Annotated in this window: 16 protein-coding genes and 1 pseudogene; 12 read left to right on the top strand and 5 right to left on the bottom strand. The window is 71.4% G+C overall.

Features of this window, described 5'->3' with window-relative positions; translation table 11 throughout:
* Positions 1-677 (top strand): annotated as a pseudogene (locus A6A25_RS30975) (LamG-like jellyroll fold domain-containing protein); the annotation flags it as partial.
* Positions 678-996: 319 nt separating this feature from the next.
* Here the strand turns inward: A6A25_RS30975 and A6A25_RS30980 are convergent.
* The 4 genes from A6A25_RS30980 to A6A25_RS30995 form a co-directional block, all read right to left on the bottom strand.
* Entirely contained in the window at positions 997-1,845 is an 849-nt protein-coding gene (locus A6A25_RS30980) for a DUF7192 family protein (protein ID WP_073896301.1), read from the bottom strand.
* A 3-nt stretch (positions 1,846-1,848) separates the two neighbouring features.
* Complete coding sequence (locus A6A25_RS46490) at positions 1,849-3,555, bottom strand: AAA family ATPase (RefSeq protein ID WP_198932920.1); 1,707 nt, start codon at positions 3,553-3,555, stop codon at positions 1,849-1,851.
* A gap of 119 nt (positions 3,556-3,674) precedes the next feature.
* The gene (locus tag A6A25_RS30990; RefSeq protein ID WP_241829001.1) at positions 3,675-4,523 is read right to left on the bottom strand and encodes an alpha/beta fold hydrolase; all 849 of its coding nucleotides are present in this window, start codon (positions 4,521-4,523) and stop codon (positions 3,675-3,677) included.
* Positions 4,524-4,576: 53 nt separating this feature from the next.
* Positions 4,577-4,999, bottom strand: coding sequence for a nuclear transport factor 2 family protein (locus A6A25_RS30995; RefSeq protein WP_073896302.1), 423 nt, complete (start codon positions 4,997-4,999; stop codon positions 4,577-4,579).
* An 82-nt stretch (positions 5,000-5,081) separates the two neighbouring features.
* Here A6A25_RS30995 and A6A25_RS31000 point away from each other — a divergent pair, with 82 nt between their 5' ends.
* From A6A25_RS31000 to A6A25_RS31045, 10 genes are all read left to right on the top strand, one after another.
* Positions 5,082-5,585, top strand: coding sequence for a winged helix-turn-helix transcriptional regulator (locus A6A25_RS31000; RefSeq protein WP_073896378.1), 504 nt, complete (start codon positions 5,082-5,084; stop codon positions 5,583-5,585).
* A gap of 409 nt (positions 5,586-5,994) precedes the next feature.
* The gene (locus tag A6A25_RS31005; protein WP_073896304.1) at positions 5,995-6,861 is read left to right on the top strand and encodes a transketolase; all 867 of its coding nucleotides are present in this window, start codon (positions 5,995-5,997) and stop codon (positions 6,859-6,861) included.
* Complete coding sequence (locus A6A25_RS31010) at positions 6,858-7,805, top strand: transketolase family protein (RefSeq protein ID WP_073896305.1); 948 nt, start codon at positions 6,858-6,860, stop codon at positions 7,803-7,805. Before A6A25_RS31005 ends, A6A25_RS31010 begins: the two co-directional genes overlap by 4 nt.
* Positions 7,806-7,813: 8 nt before the next feature.
* Positions 7,814-8,617: a hypothetical protein gene (locus tag A6A25_RS42540; protein WP_083668817.1), complete on the top strand. Its 804-nt coding sequence runs from the start codon at positions 7,814-7,816 to the stop codon at positions 8,615-8,617.
* Complete coding sequence (locus A6A25_RS31020; RefSeq protein ID WP_073896307.1) at positions 8,614-9,267, top strand: D-sedoheptulose-7-phosphate isomerase; 654 nt, start codon at positions 8,614-8,616, stop codon at positions 9,265-9,267. The genes A6A25_RS42540 and A6A25_RS31020 overlap by 4 nt, the downstream gene beginning before the upstream one ends.
* Positions 9,268-9,287: 20 nt before the next feature.
* Entirely contained in the window at positions 9,288-10,367 is a 1,080-nt protein-coding gene (locus tag A6A25_RS31025) for an MFS transporter (RefSeq protein ID WP_073896308.1), read from the top strand.
* A gap of 37 nt (positions 10,368-10,404) precedes the next feature.
* Positions 10,405-11,763 (top strand): glycosyltransferase, encoded by a 1,359-nt coding sequence (locus A6A25_RS31030; RefSeq protein ID WP_073896310.1) that lies wholly within the window; start codon positions 10,405-10,407, stop codon positions 11,761-11,763.
* Complete coding sequence (locus A6A25_RS31035; protein ID WP_083668818.1) at positions 11,760-12,608, top strand: phytanoyl-CoA dioxygenase family protein; 849 nt, start codon at positions 11,760-11,762, stop codon at positions 12,606-12,608. The genes A6A25_RS31030 and A6A25_RS31035 overlap by 4 nt, the downstream gene beginning before the upstream one ends.
* Positions 12,609-12,611: 3 nt before the next feature.
* Positions 12,612-13,253 (top strand): HAD-IA family hydrolase, encoded by a 642-nt coding sequence (locus tag A6A25_RS31040; protein WP_073896313.1) that lies wholly within the window; start codon positions 12,612-12,614, stop codon positions 13,251-13,253.
* Entirely contained in the window at positions 13,253-14,233 is a 981-nt protein-coding gene (locus tag A6A25_RS31045) for an aldo/keto reductase (RefSeq protein WP_073896314.1), read from the top strand. Before A6A25_RS31040 ends, A6A25_RS31045 begins: the two co-directional genes overlap by 1 nt.
* 155 nt (positions 14,234-14,388) lie before the next feature.
* Here the strand turns inward: A6A25_RS31045 and A6A25_RS31050 are convergent, their stop codons facing one another.
* Positions 14,389-15,918, bottom strand: coding sequence for a pectate lyase family protein (locus tag A6A25_RS31050; protein WP_158073847.1), 1,530 nt, complete (start codon positions 15,916-15,918; stop codon positions 14,389-14,391).
* Between the two features lie 932 nt (positions 15,919-16,850).
* Here A6A25_RS31050 and A6A25_RS31065 point away from each other — a divergent pair.
* Positions 16,851-17,174, top strand: coding sequence for an AMIN-like domain-containing (lipo)protein (locus tag A6A25_RS31065; protein ID WP_073896316.1), 324 nt, complete (start codon positions 16,851-16,853; stop codon positions 17,172-17,174).
* Positions 17,175-17,229 lie beyond the last annotated feature (55 nt).

The raw sequence follows: 17,229 nt of genomic DNA on the forward strand, positions 1-17,229 counted from the left end.
CGGTGCGCGCACACATGTGCATCGCGGCGCTCGTGTGCGCGGTGACCACCGTGACCACCGCGCCGGCGCACTCCGAGCCCGCACCGTCCGCGCAGCCCAGCCCGCAACAGCGGGTGGAGCTGGTGGACCAGGGCACCGAAACCACGCGGGTGTTCCTCAACCCGTCCGGCACCAAGACCGTCGAGCAGTACGTGCGGCCGTTCCGCGCGCGCACCGCCAACGGGTGGGAGCCGGTCGACACGACCCTGGTGCGCGACGCGGACGGAACGGTGCGGCCGAGGGCCACGCCGGTCGACCTCCGCTTCACCGACGGCGGCACGGGTGTGCTGGCCACGATCCGGCGGGACGGCAAGCGGTTGTCGCTGTCGTGGCCCGACCCGTTGCCCCGGCCCGAACTGGACGGTGACACGGCGACCTACCGCGACGTGCTGCCGGGCGTGGACCTGCGGGTGCGCGCGGACCTGGACGGGTTCTCGCAGGCGCTGGTGGTGCACAACGCGCAAGCGGCGGCCAACCCGGCGCTGCGCGAGATCAAGTACCGCACGTCCGCCGAGGGCGTTCGCGTCAAGGCCGGGGACAACGGCACCACCACGGCGGTCGACGACCGCGGTCGAGCACCTCGACCCGGACCGTCCCCTTCTCCGCGGCTCGTGCCCCGGGATCGCCCGCGCGCGTGACGCGGATCGGTCCGGGCGGTGCCGCCGTGCGCTGTCCGGCGCCCAGCGGCACCTCGGTCGTCGACGGTCCGGGCCAGGAGACCTTCGGGGAGCCCTTGAGGGCTTTCTCTTCCGCGGCACCCGGTCCGACCGGCGGCGCCGTCGCGTTCGTGACCGCGATCGACTTCTCCCGGGGCGCCGACCACTCGGGGTCGGTCGCGGCCAGGGCGCTCGGCGGGATGGCCGTGATCGCGCCGGCCACCATGCCCACTGCTCGACCGGTCACCCGACGCTGCCACCCGCGACCGGCAGGCCACCACCGGCCGGGTTCAGTCCTGGATCAGTCCTGGATCAGCCCGAGCTCGCCGAACACCCGACGCCCCCAGGACAGCGCGGTGGGCAGGTCGTCCCACTGCCGGTCCTCTTCGGTCAGGTAGGGGAACACGTACGGCTCGGTGATCTCGGCGGGCAGGTCGGCGGCACGGCACTGGTACGGGGGACGCCCGTAGTTGTCCGCGAACATCGCCGCGGCGACCTCGACCGGCTGCGCGTCCCAGATGCCGAACCACAGCCGGCGCAGCATCGCCGGGTGCGCCATCGCGAAGATCAGCCTGCCCACGTCGAACGGCTCACCGGCCGAGATCACCCGGGCCACGCCGCAGTAGCGCCGGTTGCCCTCGGGCAGGTGCACGATCCCGGCGTCACCGGACCAGATCTCCACGCTGTGGCCCGCATCGATGATCGCGGCGCACAGCGTGGCCAGCGCCAGGCCGCGGTTGATGATCACCTGGTGCCCGATCCGGTGCGAGTAGGAGGACGGCACGAGGAAGGTGATCACCTTGCCGCGCCGGGAGACCTGCCGCGGCACCGCGTCCACCATGCACTCCGGCACCCCGGCCAGGTAGGCGCCGACGTCCACCTCGCTGCCGGTCACGTCCCAGGTCGGCTCCAGCACGGTGACCGCATGGGACAGCCCGGCGCTGTCGCGCAGCTGGCTGATCGTCACGTCGGCCTCCTCCAAGGCCAGCGGCCAGCCGTCGACGGCCAGCCGGACCGCCTCCTCCCAGGACGCACCGTGCCAGCCGACATCGGCCCTCCGGCTGGACCCGAACGGGATGGACGGCGCGGCCGTGGCGGCATCCAGGAACTCGCGCCACGACAGCAGCGGTGGCAACTTCACGTCGATCACGGGTCAGTCCAGCCCGAGCGCCTTGCGGTGCGCGTCGGAGAGCCCGCGCACCACCCGCCACTGGATCACCTGGTCCAACGTGGCGCCCGCCTCCAGCAGCTTGGCACCGTCGATGCTGGTCCGCGGCGAGAACAGCACCGGCAGCTTCTTCTCCTCCGCGAGCTCCCGCAGGTCCCGGACCTCTTCGAGGAGTTCCTGCACCACGTCCGGGTGCGACGGCGCGTGCCGCAGCGCGATCCGCTCCTCCAACCCCTCGTCGATCGGCACGTCGATCACCACGAAGCGGTCCAGCGTGGCGGAGTCCAGCGTCTGCCGCCCGACGTACTGCCGGTCACCGCCCGTGCCGTAGGTGTTCCCGGTGGCCACCAGCCGGAAGTCCTCGTGCGCGTCCACCATGCGGTCCGCGAACGCGCAGGTGCCCAGCGCGAGCGCCTGGTTCAGCTCGGCGAGCAGCCCGGGGTGGCCGTTGTCCAGCTCGTCCAGCAGCATCACCCCGCCGTGCTCGAACGCGCGGCGGAACGGCGTGTCGTGGTACTGGCCGTGGGCGTCGTAGTAGCCGAACACCTTGCTCATCGGCGTGGTCGGGCCCAGCGACAGCGCCTGGAACTGCAGGCCCAACGCGCCCGCGGCGTGCTTGGCCAGCATGGACTTCCCGGTGCCCGCCGGGCCGACCAGCAGCACGTGGCAGCGCGCGTGCAGCGCCACCAGCAACTCCGGCAGCACGCTGTGCGTGTCGGCGCCCAGCTCCACCTTGCCGCCCTGCGGTAGCACGACGGTGACCAGGTTCGGCGCGTACTGCGCGAACACCTTCTCCGCCTCGTCGCGGACCGCTTGCCGCACCGAGTTCAACGCTTCCTCGGACACCTTGCCGACCACGCCCGGCAGGGCCTTGCTGGTCGCCTCGCGGGCCATCTCGGTCGCCGTGACCGCGGCTTTGCCGGCCAGTTCGTCGTGCATCCGCCGCAGATCCGGAGTCGCACCGGCCACCGCGTCACGGGCCAGGCCCGGCAGCACCTCCCCCGCCACCCGCCGCACCGCGTCGGCCAGCGACCCGCGGACCTTCTCCGCCTCGTCCCGCACCGCCCCGGGGGCCGCGTCCTTGACCGCCGCGCGCACCACCTCGACCATGGCGGCCGACCCGGCGTGCACCAGCTCGTCCCGCACTTGGTCGCGGTCCGGGGTCGCCTTGGCGACCGCGGCGCGGGCCAGTTCGGCGATCACGTCCTCGGACTGCTGTTCGAGCGTGCTGGTGACCGCGTCGCGCACCCGCTCGGTGGCCTGACGCACCACGTCCGCCAGCACGTCCCCGACCTGACCGCGCACGACGCCGGTCACCTCCGCGCCGACCGTGGCGACCAGTTCCTCGCGCACCTCCGCCGCATCCGGTGTCGCGTCCCGCACCGCGGCCCTGGCCAGCTCCGGCAACAGACTGTCCGCGGTCCGGTTGACCAAGACCGGCAGGTCCTCCTCCAACGCCTTCCGCGCCGCCCCCTCCACCGCGGCCTGCATCTCGGCCAGGTCCGGAGTGGCCTCGGCGACCGCGGCGCGGGCCAGGTTGGGCAGCGCCGCGTGGGCGTGCTGGCGGATCGTCTCCGGCAACCGGGCCTGGATCTCGCCCTGCACCATCCACAGCAGGTTGCTCTGCGTGAACACCGCCCGCGCCACCGTCTCGGCGATCTGCGCGACCTCCGACTTCGTGCTGGTTCGCACGCTTCCTCCCCGTTACCCGTGGTGTCACCCCGAGTATGGGAACGTCCCGGCGGCCCGAACGGAGATCGGCACGTTGCTGCCACGGTCCTGTGGGCCACACCCGTGCACAGGTCCGGTACCTAGCCGGGTTGCGTCAGGAACTGCACGATTGCGGAACGGAACGCGGGGCTGCCGGTCGCGGTGCCGTGGTCACCGGCGATCACCTGGAGCTCGGCGCCGGGGATGGCGTCGGCGAGCACGTGGGGGCGTTCGGCGAGCGGGTCGTCGTCGCCGGCGATGACGAGGGTCGGGGCGGTGATGGCGGCGAGGTCGATGTGTCCTTTGTGCACGGATCGGGCTTGGGCCGCCAGGGAGGGCAGGTCCGCTCCGATGACCTCGGCGAACCCGCGCATGCCCGCGACCGCGGCCGGCACGGAGCCCGGGTGCCGGGCGAGCATCGCTTCGGCGAGGACGTCGTTGGGCAGGACACGGGTGTCGACGCCGCCGAGTTCGACCACGCCGGCACCGATACCGCCGACGACCAGCCGACGCACGGCGCGTTCCTCGGCCGCGGTGAGGAGGGCGATGATGCCGCCCATCGAGTAGCCCACGAGGTCGACCGCGGGGACGTCGAGGGTGGCGATGACCGCGCGGAGGTCGCGGGCCATGCGTCGTTCGCCGTAACGGGCCGGGTCGGGTGACTTCCGGGACTGGCCGTGACCGCGCGCGTCGACCCCCACGACGGCACGGCCCGCGGCGGTGAGGGCGGCGACCGTGCCGCGCGCGGCCCACTCGACCAGGGTGTCGACGGAGAAGCCGTGCTGCAGCACGACGGGAACCGGGTCCTGGGCGACGCCCGGGTCCGCGTCCCAGCGGTGGTAGGCGATCCCGGTGCCGTCGTCAACGACCAGGGTGGCGGTGCGCGGCGGGACGGCGGCGGCCGGTCCGGCTTCCACCTCGGCCTTGGCCGCGCTCAACGGGTCGGTCACGTGGGTGTCTCCGAGGGGTGCGGGCGGGCAGGCGTGACACCCCTGGACGTCGATCAGGCCGGGGCCCCGGCTTGGCGACCCAACGCCTCGGCCAGGCGGGCCGTGTCCTCCAGGACGTAGTCGTCGACCATCCTGCCCCACCTCAGCGTGACCCACTGCATGCCTTCGTTGCGGTACTCGCTGCCGTCGGCGAGCGTGGCCGCCATGGTCAGCCTGGTCACGACGGTCGTGCGCCAGGGCCACCCGCGCACCACGACATCGGTGAGCGTGATGCGCAGACCGGGCAGGTTCTCGTGCACCACGCGGAACCACTGCTCGAAGCGGTCACGCCCGGTGAACTCGGCACCCAGCGGCGGCTCGCCCACGAACTTGAACCTGACGTCCGCCGCGGCGAGCTCGACGGCGGCCAGGTGGTCCCCCGCCCCGACCCGTTCCCACAACCTGCGCACCTTGGCGCGGACGATGGCGTGGTACACAACGCACCTCCTTGTAACTTGCGAAGTGCAAGCCACCCTAGATCACCTGACTTGCACTTCGCAATCGACTAGGATGGGCGTCATGTCCAGGGATCGCTTCGCCGCCATGGCCTGCTCCGTGGCCCGCACCGCGAACATCGTGGCCGACCCGTGGACCCTGGTCGTCCTGCGCGACCTGTTCCTCGGCCTGACCCGCTTCGACCAGTTCACCGCCGACCTGGGCATCGCCACCAACACCCTGACCGACCGCCTCACCACGCTCGTGGACGCCGGCCTGGTCGAGCGCCGCAAGTACCAGGAACGCCCCGCTCGCCACGAGTACCACCTGACCGAGGCGGGCAAGGAGCTCTACGGCGTGGTCGTGAGCCTCCTGGCCTGGGGAGATCGCCACCTGGCCCCGGACGGCGCACCGCTGCGCCTGCGGCACACCACGTGCGACCACGTCACCACCCCGGTGGTCAGCTGCTCGCACTGCGGCGGGGAACTGCACGCGGACGACGTCGTCCCGCTCCCCGGTCCGGGCGGTCGCGCCGCGCCGGGGACCCGCGTGATCGCGGAATTGCTCACGGGCCGTCCACCGGCCTGACCGCCACGGCCGGCACCACGGACAATTCACGTGGAATAAATCCTTCCTAACCACTTCGCGGTGCGCCAAACCTCGGTCCCCGCGCTTTATTAGTCGATTGATGTCTACGCAGGTCGAAGGCCTGCGCGAAATGGTGCGCATTAGTGCATTCCGGTTATCCGGGCCTCTCGAGTTGAACTCCGCGCGGCCTGGCCGGCAGGGTTGTCGGTGACAGCGCTGGAGGGTCGGACCGCACGACGCAGTCGGGTCACGCGGCGGTCGGTCGGATCGCGCCGGCGTTGAGCAGTCGCGCAGACGGAATTCTCGCGCTCACAATCCGCGCACCGGTAATGCGTGCACCCGCGACGTCCTCGGTCGCGTGATGCGCGGTGTCGTGGTGCGCGAATCATCCACCACGGGGGTTCATTTGATGAACGGTTCGCCGGGTTCGCCCGTTCTCACCCGCGCCCGGTCCCGCCCGGTCGACGACGTCGACCGGGAACGGACGCGGCAGCTCGCGCGAAAAGTGCGGGCGACGGTGCTGGAGATGATCCACCGCGCCGGTTCGGGGCACATCGGCTCGTCGTTGTCCAGCGTCGACATCATGACCGTGCTGAGGTTCGAGCACATGAAGTGGCGGTCGGCGGCGGACCGCGACGTCTTCGTGCTGTCCAAAGGTCACGCCGCACCCGCCTGGTACGCCGCGTTGATCGTCGCGGGCGACCTCGACCCGGCGCTCACCGGGACCCTCCGCACGCTCGACAGCCCGCTGCAGGGCCACCCCGACCGCACCCGCTGCGAGTTCGCCGACGTCAGCACGGGTGCGCTCGGTCAAGGGCTCTCGGTGGCGATCGGGCGTGCGCAGGCCCGCACGCTCAAGGGCGAGGGCGGCCACGTCTACTGCCTCGTCGGTGACGGCGAGTGCCAGGAGGGCCAGGTCTGGGAAGCCGTCATGTACGCGGGCGCGCGCGGTGTCGCGAACGTGACGCTCATAGTCGACAGCAACGGCAGGCAGAGCGACAACACCGTCGACAACACCCTGGCGCTGTGGCCGCTGGCGGAGAAGCTGCGCTCGTTCCGCTGGAGCGTGCAGGAGGTCGACGGGCACTCCCACCGCGCACTGGGCGAGGCGCTGGCCGCGGCCCGCGCCGACACGACCGGCCCGTCCGCCATCATCGCCCACACCCACAAGGGGCACCTCGGCCCCGGTCGTGCCGCGTTGAACGGTGCGCACAGCGGCCTGCTGGACGAGCAGGGCCTGCGCGAGGCGCTCGCCTACCTGGAGGTGGGCCGGTGACGGCGTCCGTGAAGCCGAAGGCCACCCGGGAGTGGTTCGGCGAAGGGCTGCTCGACCTCGGCGCCGACCACGACGACGTGGTGGTCGTGGACTGCGACCTCGGCTCGGCCACCAAGACGTTGCCGTTCCGGCAGGTGTTCCCGCAGCGGTTCTTCGAGTGCGGCATCGCCGAGGCCAACTCGATCGGCGTCGCCACCGGTCTGGCGCAGGAGGGCCTGCGGCCGTTCGTGTCCAGCTTCGGGCACTTCCTGACCGGCAAGTTCCTGGAGATCTTCCAGTCGGTCGGCTTGAACGACGCGGGCGTGGTGCTGGTGGGCACGCACGCGGGCCTGGCGATCGGCAAGGACGGCCCCACCCAGATGGGCCTGCGCGACCTCGCCGTCATGCGCACGCTGCCCAACGTCGAGATCGTGCACCCGGCCGACGGCGTCGAGACCAGGCGGGCGCTGGAGCACATCGCGGGCCACCGCAGGCCCACCTACCTGAGGCTGTGCCGCCAGCCGCAGCGCGAGGTCCACGACGAGGACTACCGGTTCGCCTTCGGCATGCCGGACGTGCTGCGGGAGGGCGAGGACATCGCCGTGATCACCATGGGCGGCATGGTCGAGGTCGTGCTCGACAGCCTCGACCCGCTCGCCGGGCACGGCATCCACCCGACGGTGGTCAACCAGTCGTCGCTGCCCGCCGACCGGGACGCCGTCCGCGCCCTCGCCCGCCGGCACCGCGCGGTGTTCGTCGTGGAGGACCACTTCGTCACCGGCGGCGTCGCCGACGAGATCGGCCGCATTCTGCTGGAGGCCGACCGCCCACCCGCCTTCGGCGTCTGGGGCGTGCCCGATTACGGCCAGGCCGCGGCGCCTGCGGACCTCTACGCCCGCTACCGGCTCGACGTCCCGTCCGTCGTGGACCACGTCCGGGCCTTCGCCGACCGCGTCACCCAGTAAGGAGCACCATGTCCGCACCGACGACCTATCGCACCAAGGACCTCGTCGGCGACTCGCCCGACCACCCCTACCTGTTCACCGAGCACGCGTTACCGCCCGGCGGTGCCACCCCGTTCCGCCGCCACGACGACGACCTGCGCAGTTTCGTGGTCATCGGCGGGGGCGTCGACCTGGAGGTGTTCCACTCCGACGACGACACCATCTCGGTCCACCACGACCGGCTCGCCGGCTGGCACGCCCCGCCGGGCAGCGTCTACCGGCTGGTCAACCGCACCGACGACGAAACCCTCGTGGTCGAGGCGGGCACCCGCGCGGGCGAGGTCGTGGAGGCCGACGACGCCTCGGCGCTGGTCCCGCCCGGCACCCGGCCGCCCACGTGCACCCGGACCTCGGGGTACACCGTCGACAAGCCGTGGGGCCACGAGGTCTGGTACACCCAAAACCTGGACGACCCGCCGTACGCGCTCAAGCAGATCCACATGACGTCGGGCCACCAGTCCTCGCTCCAGTCGCACCGGTTCAAGTCCGAGACGAACTACGTGATCGACGGCGAGGCGACCGTCCTCAACGGACTGCCCGCACCCGAGGACCTGACCGCGACGATCGACGTCGACCGCATCCCCGTCTCCACGCGCGGACCCCGGACCGGCTGGTCGTCCGCGCCGAACGTGCTGCACCGCGTGATCGCGCGCAGCACGTACACCTCGATCGAGGTGTCCACGAACGAGCTGGACGACGTGATCCGCTGGCAGGACGACAGCGGGCGCGGCCACGGGCGCATCGACGGTGAGCACGAGGGGAGCACGCGGTGAGTTCCGCCGACCTGATCCGGCTGTACCTGGAGGAGCAGCGGGAGGTGATGGCGCGCTTCCCGGTCGCCGACCTCGATCACGCCGCCGACCTGCTGTTCGACACCTACCGGTCCGGCGGCACCGTCTACGGCATGGCCAACGGGGGCAACGCGGGCACGGTCGACCACTTCCTGTGCGACTTCAAGCACCACCCGTTCGTCAGCGACGACAAGACCCGGCCGCTGCCCGCGTCCGTGCCGCGGCTGAGGTTCGTCAACCTGTGCGGTTCACCCGCCGAACTGACCGGCCTGGCCAACGACCTCGGACCGGACCAGGTGTTCGCGGGCGCGCTCGCGCCGTTCGTGCGGCCCGACGACCTGGTGCTCGCGTTCTCCGGCAGCGGGAACTCGGCGAACGTGGTGCGCGCCCTGGAAGTGGCCCGCGCCGTCGGGGCGCGCACCGTGGCGATGACCAAGGGCGACGGCGGGAAGTGCCGCGACCTGGCCGACGTGTGCGTGGTCGTGCCGGGCACCTCGACGTTCCCCGGGCAGACCGGCGGCAACGACAACAACTTCCACTTCGAGGACATGGTGCTGTCGGTCAACCACATCCTCGTCGGCCTGCTCAGGGCCCGCGTCGCGGAGTCGGTGTCGGCGGGCGTCGGGTCCTGACCGGGCGGAGGAGGATCGGGTTGGACGTCGTCGCCACACCACCGAGCAGGCGGATCACCGGCCAGACGGCCGCGTACTTCCTGTGCTTCGCCCTCGTCGGCGTGCTGTCGACGATGCTCGGGCCGTCGCTGCTCACGCTCTCCGAGGTGACCGGCAGCCCGTTGGGCAGCCTGGGGCTGCTGTTCACCGTCGACTCGTTCGGCTCGGTGTGCGGGTCGCTGCTCGCCGGGTGGCTGCTCAACCGGTTCGCCACCCACCTGCAAGCCGTGGCGGGGTTGGTGGGCATCACGGTGCTGCTGCTGGTGCTGCCGACCCTGACGACACCCACCGCACTGCTGCCGGCCTGGTGGGCGCTGGGGCTGTGCAAGACGTTCCTCATCGTCACCGTGAACACGCTGCTGATCCGCGAGCGGGCGGGCAACGTCGGGCCGTCGATGAACGTCGCCGACTTCTTCCTCGGCCTCGGCTCGCTGGTCATGCCCGTGGTCATCGCGCAGTCGCTGCGGGGAACCGGGCACCTGCAGTGGGCGTACTGGTCGGCGGCCGTGCTGTCGGTGGTGCTGATCATCTGGATGCTGCGGATGTTGCCCGGACCCACCGTCGGAGCGGACGACAAGCCGCGCGGCGGCAGCGGCGGCAAACGGGTCGTCGCGGCGGTGGCGGCGATGCTGTTCGTCTACGTGGGCGCGGAGATCAGCTTCTCCGGCTGGTTGCCCGCCTACGTCCACGGCCGCGGCATCGCCTCCTCCGCCGCCGACGCGGCGTACTTCGCGTCGCTGTTCTGGATCGCGGTGACCGTCGGCCGCCTCGTGTGGCTGCCGCCGGCCCACCGGTACCCGCCGCAACGCCTGCTGCTCGCGGCGTTCGCCGGGTGCGTGCTCTCGCTGGCCCTCGTCCTCGGCGCGGGAACGGCCACGCCGCTGGTCGTGGCAGGCACGGTCGGGTTCGGCCTGTGCATGGCGCCGATCTTCCCCTCCGCGTTCACGCTGCTCGACCAGGAGGTGACCGTGACCGGCCGGGTCAGCGCCGTGTGCCTGTGCACGGCCAGCGTCGGCGCCATGTTCTTCCCGCCCGTGGTCGGCCACCTGGTCGTCACCTGAGCCGACCCGACCACCCGAGAACCAGGAGGCGTCCACCATGCGCGTCATCGATCCACGGCCGTTGCCGCCCGGTGTGCTCGCGGCCTTCCTCGACCTGCTGGGCCCGGAGCGCGCCGCCGAGGTGCGCGCCGCCGCGGTGCGGATCGCGCGAGGGCTGGACGGCGGCACGCTGTGGCACGTCAACTCGACCCCGCGCGGCGGCGGCGTCGCCGAGATGCTCCACGTGCTCGTGCCGCTGTACCGGGCCCTCGGCGTGCCGTGCCGCTGGGCGGTGGTCGACGGGGACGAGCGGTTCTTCGACACCACCAAGAAACTGGGCAACCTCGCCTACGGGAGCACCGAGCCCGCTGACCGGCTCGGGGCGGGCGCCGCGGACGACTACCTGGCGCACCTGGAGCTGGAGGCGGCGCAGCTGGCCGGGGTGCTCGGTCCGCGGGACGTGCTGCTGCTGCACGACCACCAGACGGCGGGCCTCGTGCCCGCGCTGTCGGCGAAGGTGGCCGCCGTGCACTGGCGGTGCCACGTCGGCGTCGACACGCCCACCGAGGGCTCCGCCGCCGCGTGGGCGATCATGGCGCCGCTGCTGGACCGGGCCGACGGCGTCGTGTTCTCCGTGGCGCACCACGTGCCGGCGGAACTGGCCGGGCACCGCGTCGCGGTCGTCCCACCGGTCATCTGGCCGTTCGCACCGAAGAACGAGCCGCTGCCCGACGACGCGACCCGGGTCCTGCTCGACCGGGCCGGCCTCGGCTCCGGCCCCGTCCCGGGCAACGTCGTCGCCGACGGGCCGCGCGACCCGGACGCGCCGCTGGCCGTGCAGGTGTCCCGCTGGGACCGCCTCAAGGACATGCACGGCGTCCTGACCGCCTTCGCCGAGTCCGTGCCCGACGCGCACCTCGCGCTCGTGGGGCCCGACCCGGCGGCCATCCCCGACGACGTGGACCAGGCGCACTGGTTCGCCACGTGCCTCGACGCGTGGCGGGCGCTGCCGCTGCCGACGCGGGAGCGCATCCGGCTGGTGTGCCTGCCGATGGACGACCTGGACGACAACGCGCGCCTGGTGAACGCCGTCCAGCGGGCCGCGGACGTCGTCGTGCAGAAGAGCCTCGCCGAGGGGTTCGGCCTCACCGTCGCCGAGGCGATGTGGAAGTCCCGCGCGGTGGTGGGCAGCGCGGTCGGTGGCATCGCCGCGCAGATCGACCACGGTCGCACCGGGCTGCTCCTGGACGACCCGCACGACCTGGCGGGCTTCGCCGACCTCGTCACCGCCGTGACCGGTGGTGCCGTCGACGGGACCGCGCTGGGTGACCGGGCGCACGAGGACGTGCGCCGCCGATACCTGCCCGACGGCGACGTGCTGGCCACCGCCGGGCTTCTCACCTGGGAGATCACATGACGATAGCGACCAGCAGGCACCTGTCCACCACGGATTTGGAGTTCTACCGGGACAACGGGTACATCACGCTGCCGGAGCTGTTGCCCCGGCCCAAGTTCGACGCCCTCAAGGAGCACTTCGAGCGCAAGCTCGCGAGCCTGCCCGGCGGGATGCGCCCCGAGGACATGGACGTTCCGCACTTCACCGACCCCACCCTGTTCGACTGGCTGATGGACCCCGGCGTCCTCGACCTCGTGGAGCAGCTCGTGGGACCGGACATCGCGGTGTTCTCCGCGCACTTCTTCTGCAAGCCGGCCGGTGACGGCAAGAGCGTGCCGTGGCACGACGACGCCTACTACTGGCGGGAGACGATCATCCCGTCCTCCGAGGCGGTCACCGTGTGGCTGGCGCTGGACGAGGTGGACGAGGAGAACGGCTGCATGCACGTCATCCCCGGCACCCACGTGCCCGGCGCGCGGCAGTACCGCCCCACCCGGAACGCGGACAACGTCTTCGACGAGGAACTGGACCCCGAGTCCGTCGATGCGGCGCGGGCCGTGCCGATCCGGCTGCGCCCCAACGAGTGCAGCATCCACAGCGCCACGCTCGTGCACGGCAGCGAGGCCAACTCCAGCGACCGGCGTCGGTGCGGCTTCACCATGCGCTACATCAGCACCGCCGTGCGTTTCAACCACGAGGACGTCGGCGACCGGCACCAGATCTTCCTGGCCCGCGGCCGGGACCGGGCGGGCAACGTGTACGCCGACCCGACCGTGGCGCACCCCGAGCTCGTCGCCAACCGCGGCGCGGGGCAGAACTACGTCGGCAAGCGCCGCCCCGGCGGTGCGCGTCCGGGCAGCGGCTGACCGGTGCCGGTGCTCACCGGGCCGGGGTGGCGGCTGGAGTGCGCGGCCGTGCTGTTCGACATGGACGGCACGCTCGTGGACTCCAGCCGCTGCGTGGAGCGCGTCTGGCGGTCGTGGTGCGCGCGGCACGGCCTGGACGCCGAGGACCTGTTCCGCGTTTCCCACGGCAGGCGCAACCACGAAACCATTGCCCTGGTCGCCGCCCACCTCGACGTGGAACGCGAGGTCGGGGACCTGGTGCGGGCTGAGGAAGCGTGCGTCGACGGCATCGTGCCGGTGCCCGGCGCACGCCGACTCCTCGGGGCGTTCCCGCCCGGCCGGTGGGCCGTCGTCACGTCGGCCTGGCGGCGGCTGGCCGACCTGCGGCTCGCACTGGCCGGCCTGCCGCGCCCGGACGTGCTGGTCACCGCCGACGACGTGCGGTCGGGCAAACCCGATCCCGAGGGTTACCTCAAGGCGGCCGCCGAGCTCGGTGTCGCGCCCGACGAGTGCGTCGTGCTGGAGGACGCGCCGCCCGGCCTGGCCGCCGCCCGCGCCGCCGGAATGCGCGCGGTCGCGGTACGCACCACGATGGGTGACGACCGGCTCGCGGAGCGGCGGGCCGTGGACGACCTGACCGCGCTGTGCTTCTCGGAGGAGGACTGATGCGTTACGCCAAGCTCGGCAACACCGGCCTCGACGTCTCACGCCTGTGCCTGGGCTGCATGAGCTTCGGCGAGCCGCACCGCGGCGCCGACAGCTGGACGTTGGGGCCGGACGACAGCCGTGCCGTCATCCGTTCCGCGCTGGAGGCGGGCGTCAACTTCTTCGACACGGCCAACGTCTACTCCGACGGCAGCAGCGAGGAGATCGTCGGCCGGGTACTGCGCGACCACGCCCGCCGCGACGAGGTCGTGATCGCCACGAAGGTCTTCGGTCCCATGCGGTCCGGGCCCAACTCGGGCGGTCTGTCCCGCAAGGCCATCCTCACCGAGGTCGAGCACAGCCTGACCAGGCTGGGCACCGACTACCTCGACCTCTACCAGATCCACCGCTGGGACCCCGCCACCCCGGTGGAGGAAACCCTGGCGGCGCTGGACGCGCTGGTCACCTCGGGCAAGGTCCGCTACCTCGGCGCGTCGTCCATGTACGCCTGGCAGTTCGCCAAAGCCCTGTTCACCGCCGACCTCAAGGGCTACCCGCGCTTCACGTCGATGCAGAACCACTACAACCTCCTCAACCGCGAGGAGGAACGCGAAATGCTGCCCCTGTGCGCCGACCAACGGGTGGGTGTCATCCCGTGGAGCCCCCTGGCCCGAGGCCGGCTGGCCCGCCCCGGCGGCGCGACCACCGCGCGCACCGCCGACGACGCCTTCGGCGACAGCCTCTACGCGGGGACCGAAGAAGCCGACCGCCGGATCGTGGACGCGGTCGCCAAGGTGGCGCAGGAGCTGGACGCGCCGATGGCGTCGGTCGCCCTGGCCTGGCTGCTCCGCAACCCGGTCGTGGTGGCGCCGATCGTCGGCGTCACGAAACCCCACCACCTCGACGACGCCTTAAAGGCCTTGGACCTGAGCCTCACCGACGATCAGGTCGCCGAGCTGGAATCCCCTTACGTGCCCCACCGCGTCGCCGGCTTCGAGTGACGCGCGGGTCGCCGTGTCGGTCGATCGACCGATTGACGGCGCAGCGGGGTCGGGCGAGTACCGCGATGTACCCGCCCGACCCCGCTGTCACGGTGGACTCCGCCGAACCCGGCTTCGCCCACCGCGGATCGGAACAGCGGCCGTCCAGACCTTCGCTAGCAGGTACCGTTCGACACCGGCATGCCCTTGTTGGCGACTGCCGTGCGGCTCACGATGTTCGGCACGCAGGCGGTCTGGTCGAGCGTGTAGCTGTAGGGGATGCTGACCGTGGTGGTGGACTTGACGTCCGGTCCGGCGGGCTTGTGCTCGCTGTCGGGCGTGGACCAGGTGACGTTGTCGAAGATGTTGCCGCTGACCTGCCAGTAGCCGGCCATGTCGGTGTAGAAGGTCCCGAGGACGTCCTTGGAGTTCTTGAAGTAGTTGTTGTCCACCTTGGCCTTGGCGCCGGCCCGGGAGTTGATGCCGGACTCGTTGAGGCTCACGTAGTGGTTGTTGTACATGTGGCCCACGCCGCCGCGCAGCAGGGGCGTCCGGGAGTCGATGTTCTCGTAGAGGTTGTGGTGGAAGGTGACGAACCCGTTCGACTGGTCGCTCTCGCTGGACCCGACCAGCCCGCCGCGACCGGAGTTGCGCAGGGTGCTGTAGGACAGCGTCACGTACTGGGTGTTGTTCTTCATGTCGAACAGGCCGTCGAAGCCCTCGTCCTCACCGCCCGACGCCAGCAGGTTGACGTGGTCGACCCAGACGTTGCGGACGTTGCTCTCCATCCCGATCGCGTCACCGCCGTTGGACGTGGGAGAACCCGACTTCTTCACGTTCTGGATCGTCACGTTCCGGATGATGATGTTGCGCGACTCCCGGATGTGGATGCCCAGCTGGTCGAACACCGCACCGCTGCCGACACCGATGATCGTGACGTTGCTGATCTGCTTGAGCTCGATCACCCCGGCGGCCGTCGAGCAGCTGTCGCCCGAGACCTTGGCGGTGTTGCCGTGGTTGATCGTGCCCTCGACCTCGATGATGACCGGGGTGTCGCTGGCCGCCCGCTTGCACAGGGCCTCGTGGATCTGGGTCCCGGTGGTGGCCCGGACCTTCGCCCCGCCCTGACCGCCGGTGGTCCCGCCGTTCTGGGACGCGAAGCCGGTCGCGACGCCCGCGGGCGGGTTCGTCGTCGTGGTCGTCGTGGTGGTCGTGGACGTTGTGGTGGAGGTCGTGGTGGAGGTCGACGTGGACGTCGAGGTGGAGGTGGTCTGCCCGGTGCAGGCCACGCCGTTGAGCTTGAAGGCGGTGGGCGCGGGGTTGGAGCCGGTCCAGGTGCCGTTGAAGCCCGGCGTGACCGACGCGCCCGTGGCCAGCGAGCCGTTCCAGGACGCGTTGCGCACCGTCACCGTGCCGCCGGACTGGGAGAACTCACCGCCCCACAGCTGCGTCACCTTCTGCCCCGCCGCGAACGTCCACTCCAGCGTCCAGTTCGACACCGCGTCGCCCAGGTTGGTCACCGTGACGTTGGCACCGAACCCGCCTTCCCACTGGCTGGTCACGCTGTAGTCGACCCGACACCCGGCCGCCGCATTGGCATTCGTGCCGGCCGCCATCACCAGGCCCCCGGTCAAGGCCGCCACCGACACCGCCGCGGCAATACCTGCGGTCCGACTACCCACGCGTTTACCAATGCGCAGACTCATGCGTCGCCTCCTTGCGAACAGCACTCCAGGACAGCCGCTCCCCACCGACGCGCACCACCGCTGACCGGCGGAATCAGCGGCGACCCGCAATTCTGGGAGCGCTCCCAGGAAGCATTGCGCAAGCTTGCGGAACAGGCAACAAAATTCACGGTGCTGAACGACAAACGCGTCGCACAAGTCACCACCGAATCATTCACGTACACGAACCCAGTACGACTCGCCTTGTCCGGCAGGGGTCTTCGTCGCCAGGGAGCACCGGCCACATCTCCGGATCAGCCGGGGTGCGCTGGACGACGAACTCGACGGATCGCACAGGACCCACCCCGCCGACCGGCCTTCCAGTCGAGCTACCCCGCCACAGGTTGGTAGCGGGCCGTTGGGGTCAGAGCCGTATCGCGGTGAACAGGGTGGTCCCGTGGACCGGGTCCACTTCCTCCCGCCCGGTCTCGGTGAACCCGAGCTTGGCCGGCACACGGCGAGCCGATCACGCCCCGGGTGGCCTTCCGCTCGACCGCCAGCAGCCCGGTAGACGACGGCGGAGTGGCCCTGATCGACTCCTCGAGCTCCTCGACCGTGGGGTGTCCATCAGCGTCGATCCGGCGGTGCGGGGGCACTCTTGGATCACGTTCGGTCCACAGCTCACGCAGGACGACAGCCTCGGCTACCCGCCAGGGCCTCAGCAGCAAGCGCCCCGTCTCGAGTACCACCTCACGTCCCGGCGTCACCCAGCTGCCATGACGGCGACTCTCTCACCCGAGACGCACTGGACCGAGTACCGCAGGACGCGCGACCTGGTGACCAGGGCGGGTGCAGATCGCCCGAACCTCCGACGACGCCCACCTCCAGCACCGGGTCCGTGCCCGGTAACGGCCGGCGGGCGTACCGCCGTGCGGGTGAACGGGTCGGGCGCACCGGGTCGTCGGACAACCCTGATGGCCGGCGGCAGCTACTACGTGCGCTACACCGACGAGGTCACCTACGTCGGGTCGGGTGAGCCGGTCCCGCTGCGGGGCGGCGCGAAGTTGTTCGTGATGGCGTACTCGCCGTCGTACGACGAGAACTACGACCCGACTTACGTGCCCGCCGACCCGACCGAGGTCGTGGACGTGACCGGCTACCGCACGTTCCGGCAGGTCGCCTGGGCAGGCTCCTGGGAGGGCACCACGGACCTCGGCTTGGGCGTGCGCGCCCGCCTGCCGTTCCGGGTGTTCACCCTGCCCGACCGCATCGTCGTGGACGTCGCCCACCAGTGGTGAGCCGTGGCGGGATCGCCGCCCAGGCGATCCCGCCACCACGCACGGACAGCGCCAC

Source organism: Saccharothrix sp. CB00851 (assembly GCF_001905065.1).
Taxonomy (GTDB): Bacteria; Actinomycetota; Actinomycetes; order Mycobacteriales; family Pseudonocardiaceae; genus Actinosynnema.

Excerpts from the sequence above, each read along its gene's own strand:
- A6A25_RS31030 (WP_073896310.1), top strand. The coding sequence starts at position 10,405 with ATGCGCGTCATCGATCCACGGCCGTTGCCGCCCGGTGTGCTCGCGGCC.
- A6A25_RS31000 (WP_073896378.1), top strand. The coding sequence starts at position 5,082 with ATGTCCAGGGATCGCTTCGCCGCCATGGCCTGCTCCGTGGCCCGCACC.
- A6A25_RS42540 (WP_083668817.1), top strand. The coding sequence starts at position 7,814 with ATGTCCGCACCGACGACCTATCGCACCAAGGACCTCGTCGGCGACTCG.
- A6A25_RS31035 (WP_083668818.1), top strand. The coding sequence starts at position 11,760 with ATGACGATAGCGACCAGCAGGCACCTGTCCACCACGGATTTGGAGTTC.
- A6A25_RS31045 (WP_073896314.1), top strand. The coding sequence starts at position 13,253 with ATGCGTTACGCCAAGCTCGGCAACACCGGCCTCGACGTCTCACGCCTG.
- A6A25_RS31050 (WP_158073847.1), bottom strand. The coding sequence starts at position 15,918 with ATGAGTCTGCGCATTGGTAAACGCGTGGGTAGTCGGACCGCAGGTATT.
- A6A25_RS31005 (WP_073896304.1), top strand. The coding sequence starts at position 5,995 with ATGAACGGTTCGCCGGGTTCGCCCGTTCTCACCCGCGCCCGGTCCCGC.
- A6A25_RS31065 (WP_073896316.1), top strand. The coding sequence starts at position 16,851 with ATGGCCGGCGGCAGCTACTACGTGCGCTACACCGACGAGGTCACCTAC.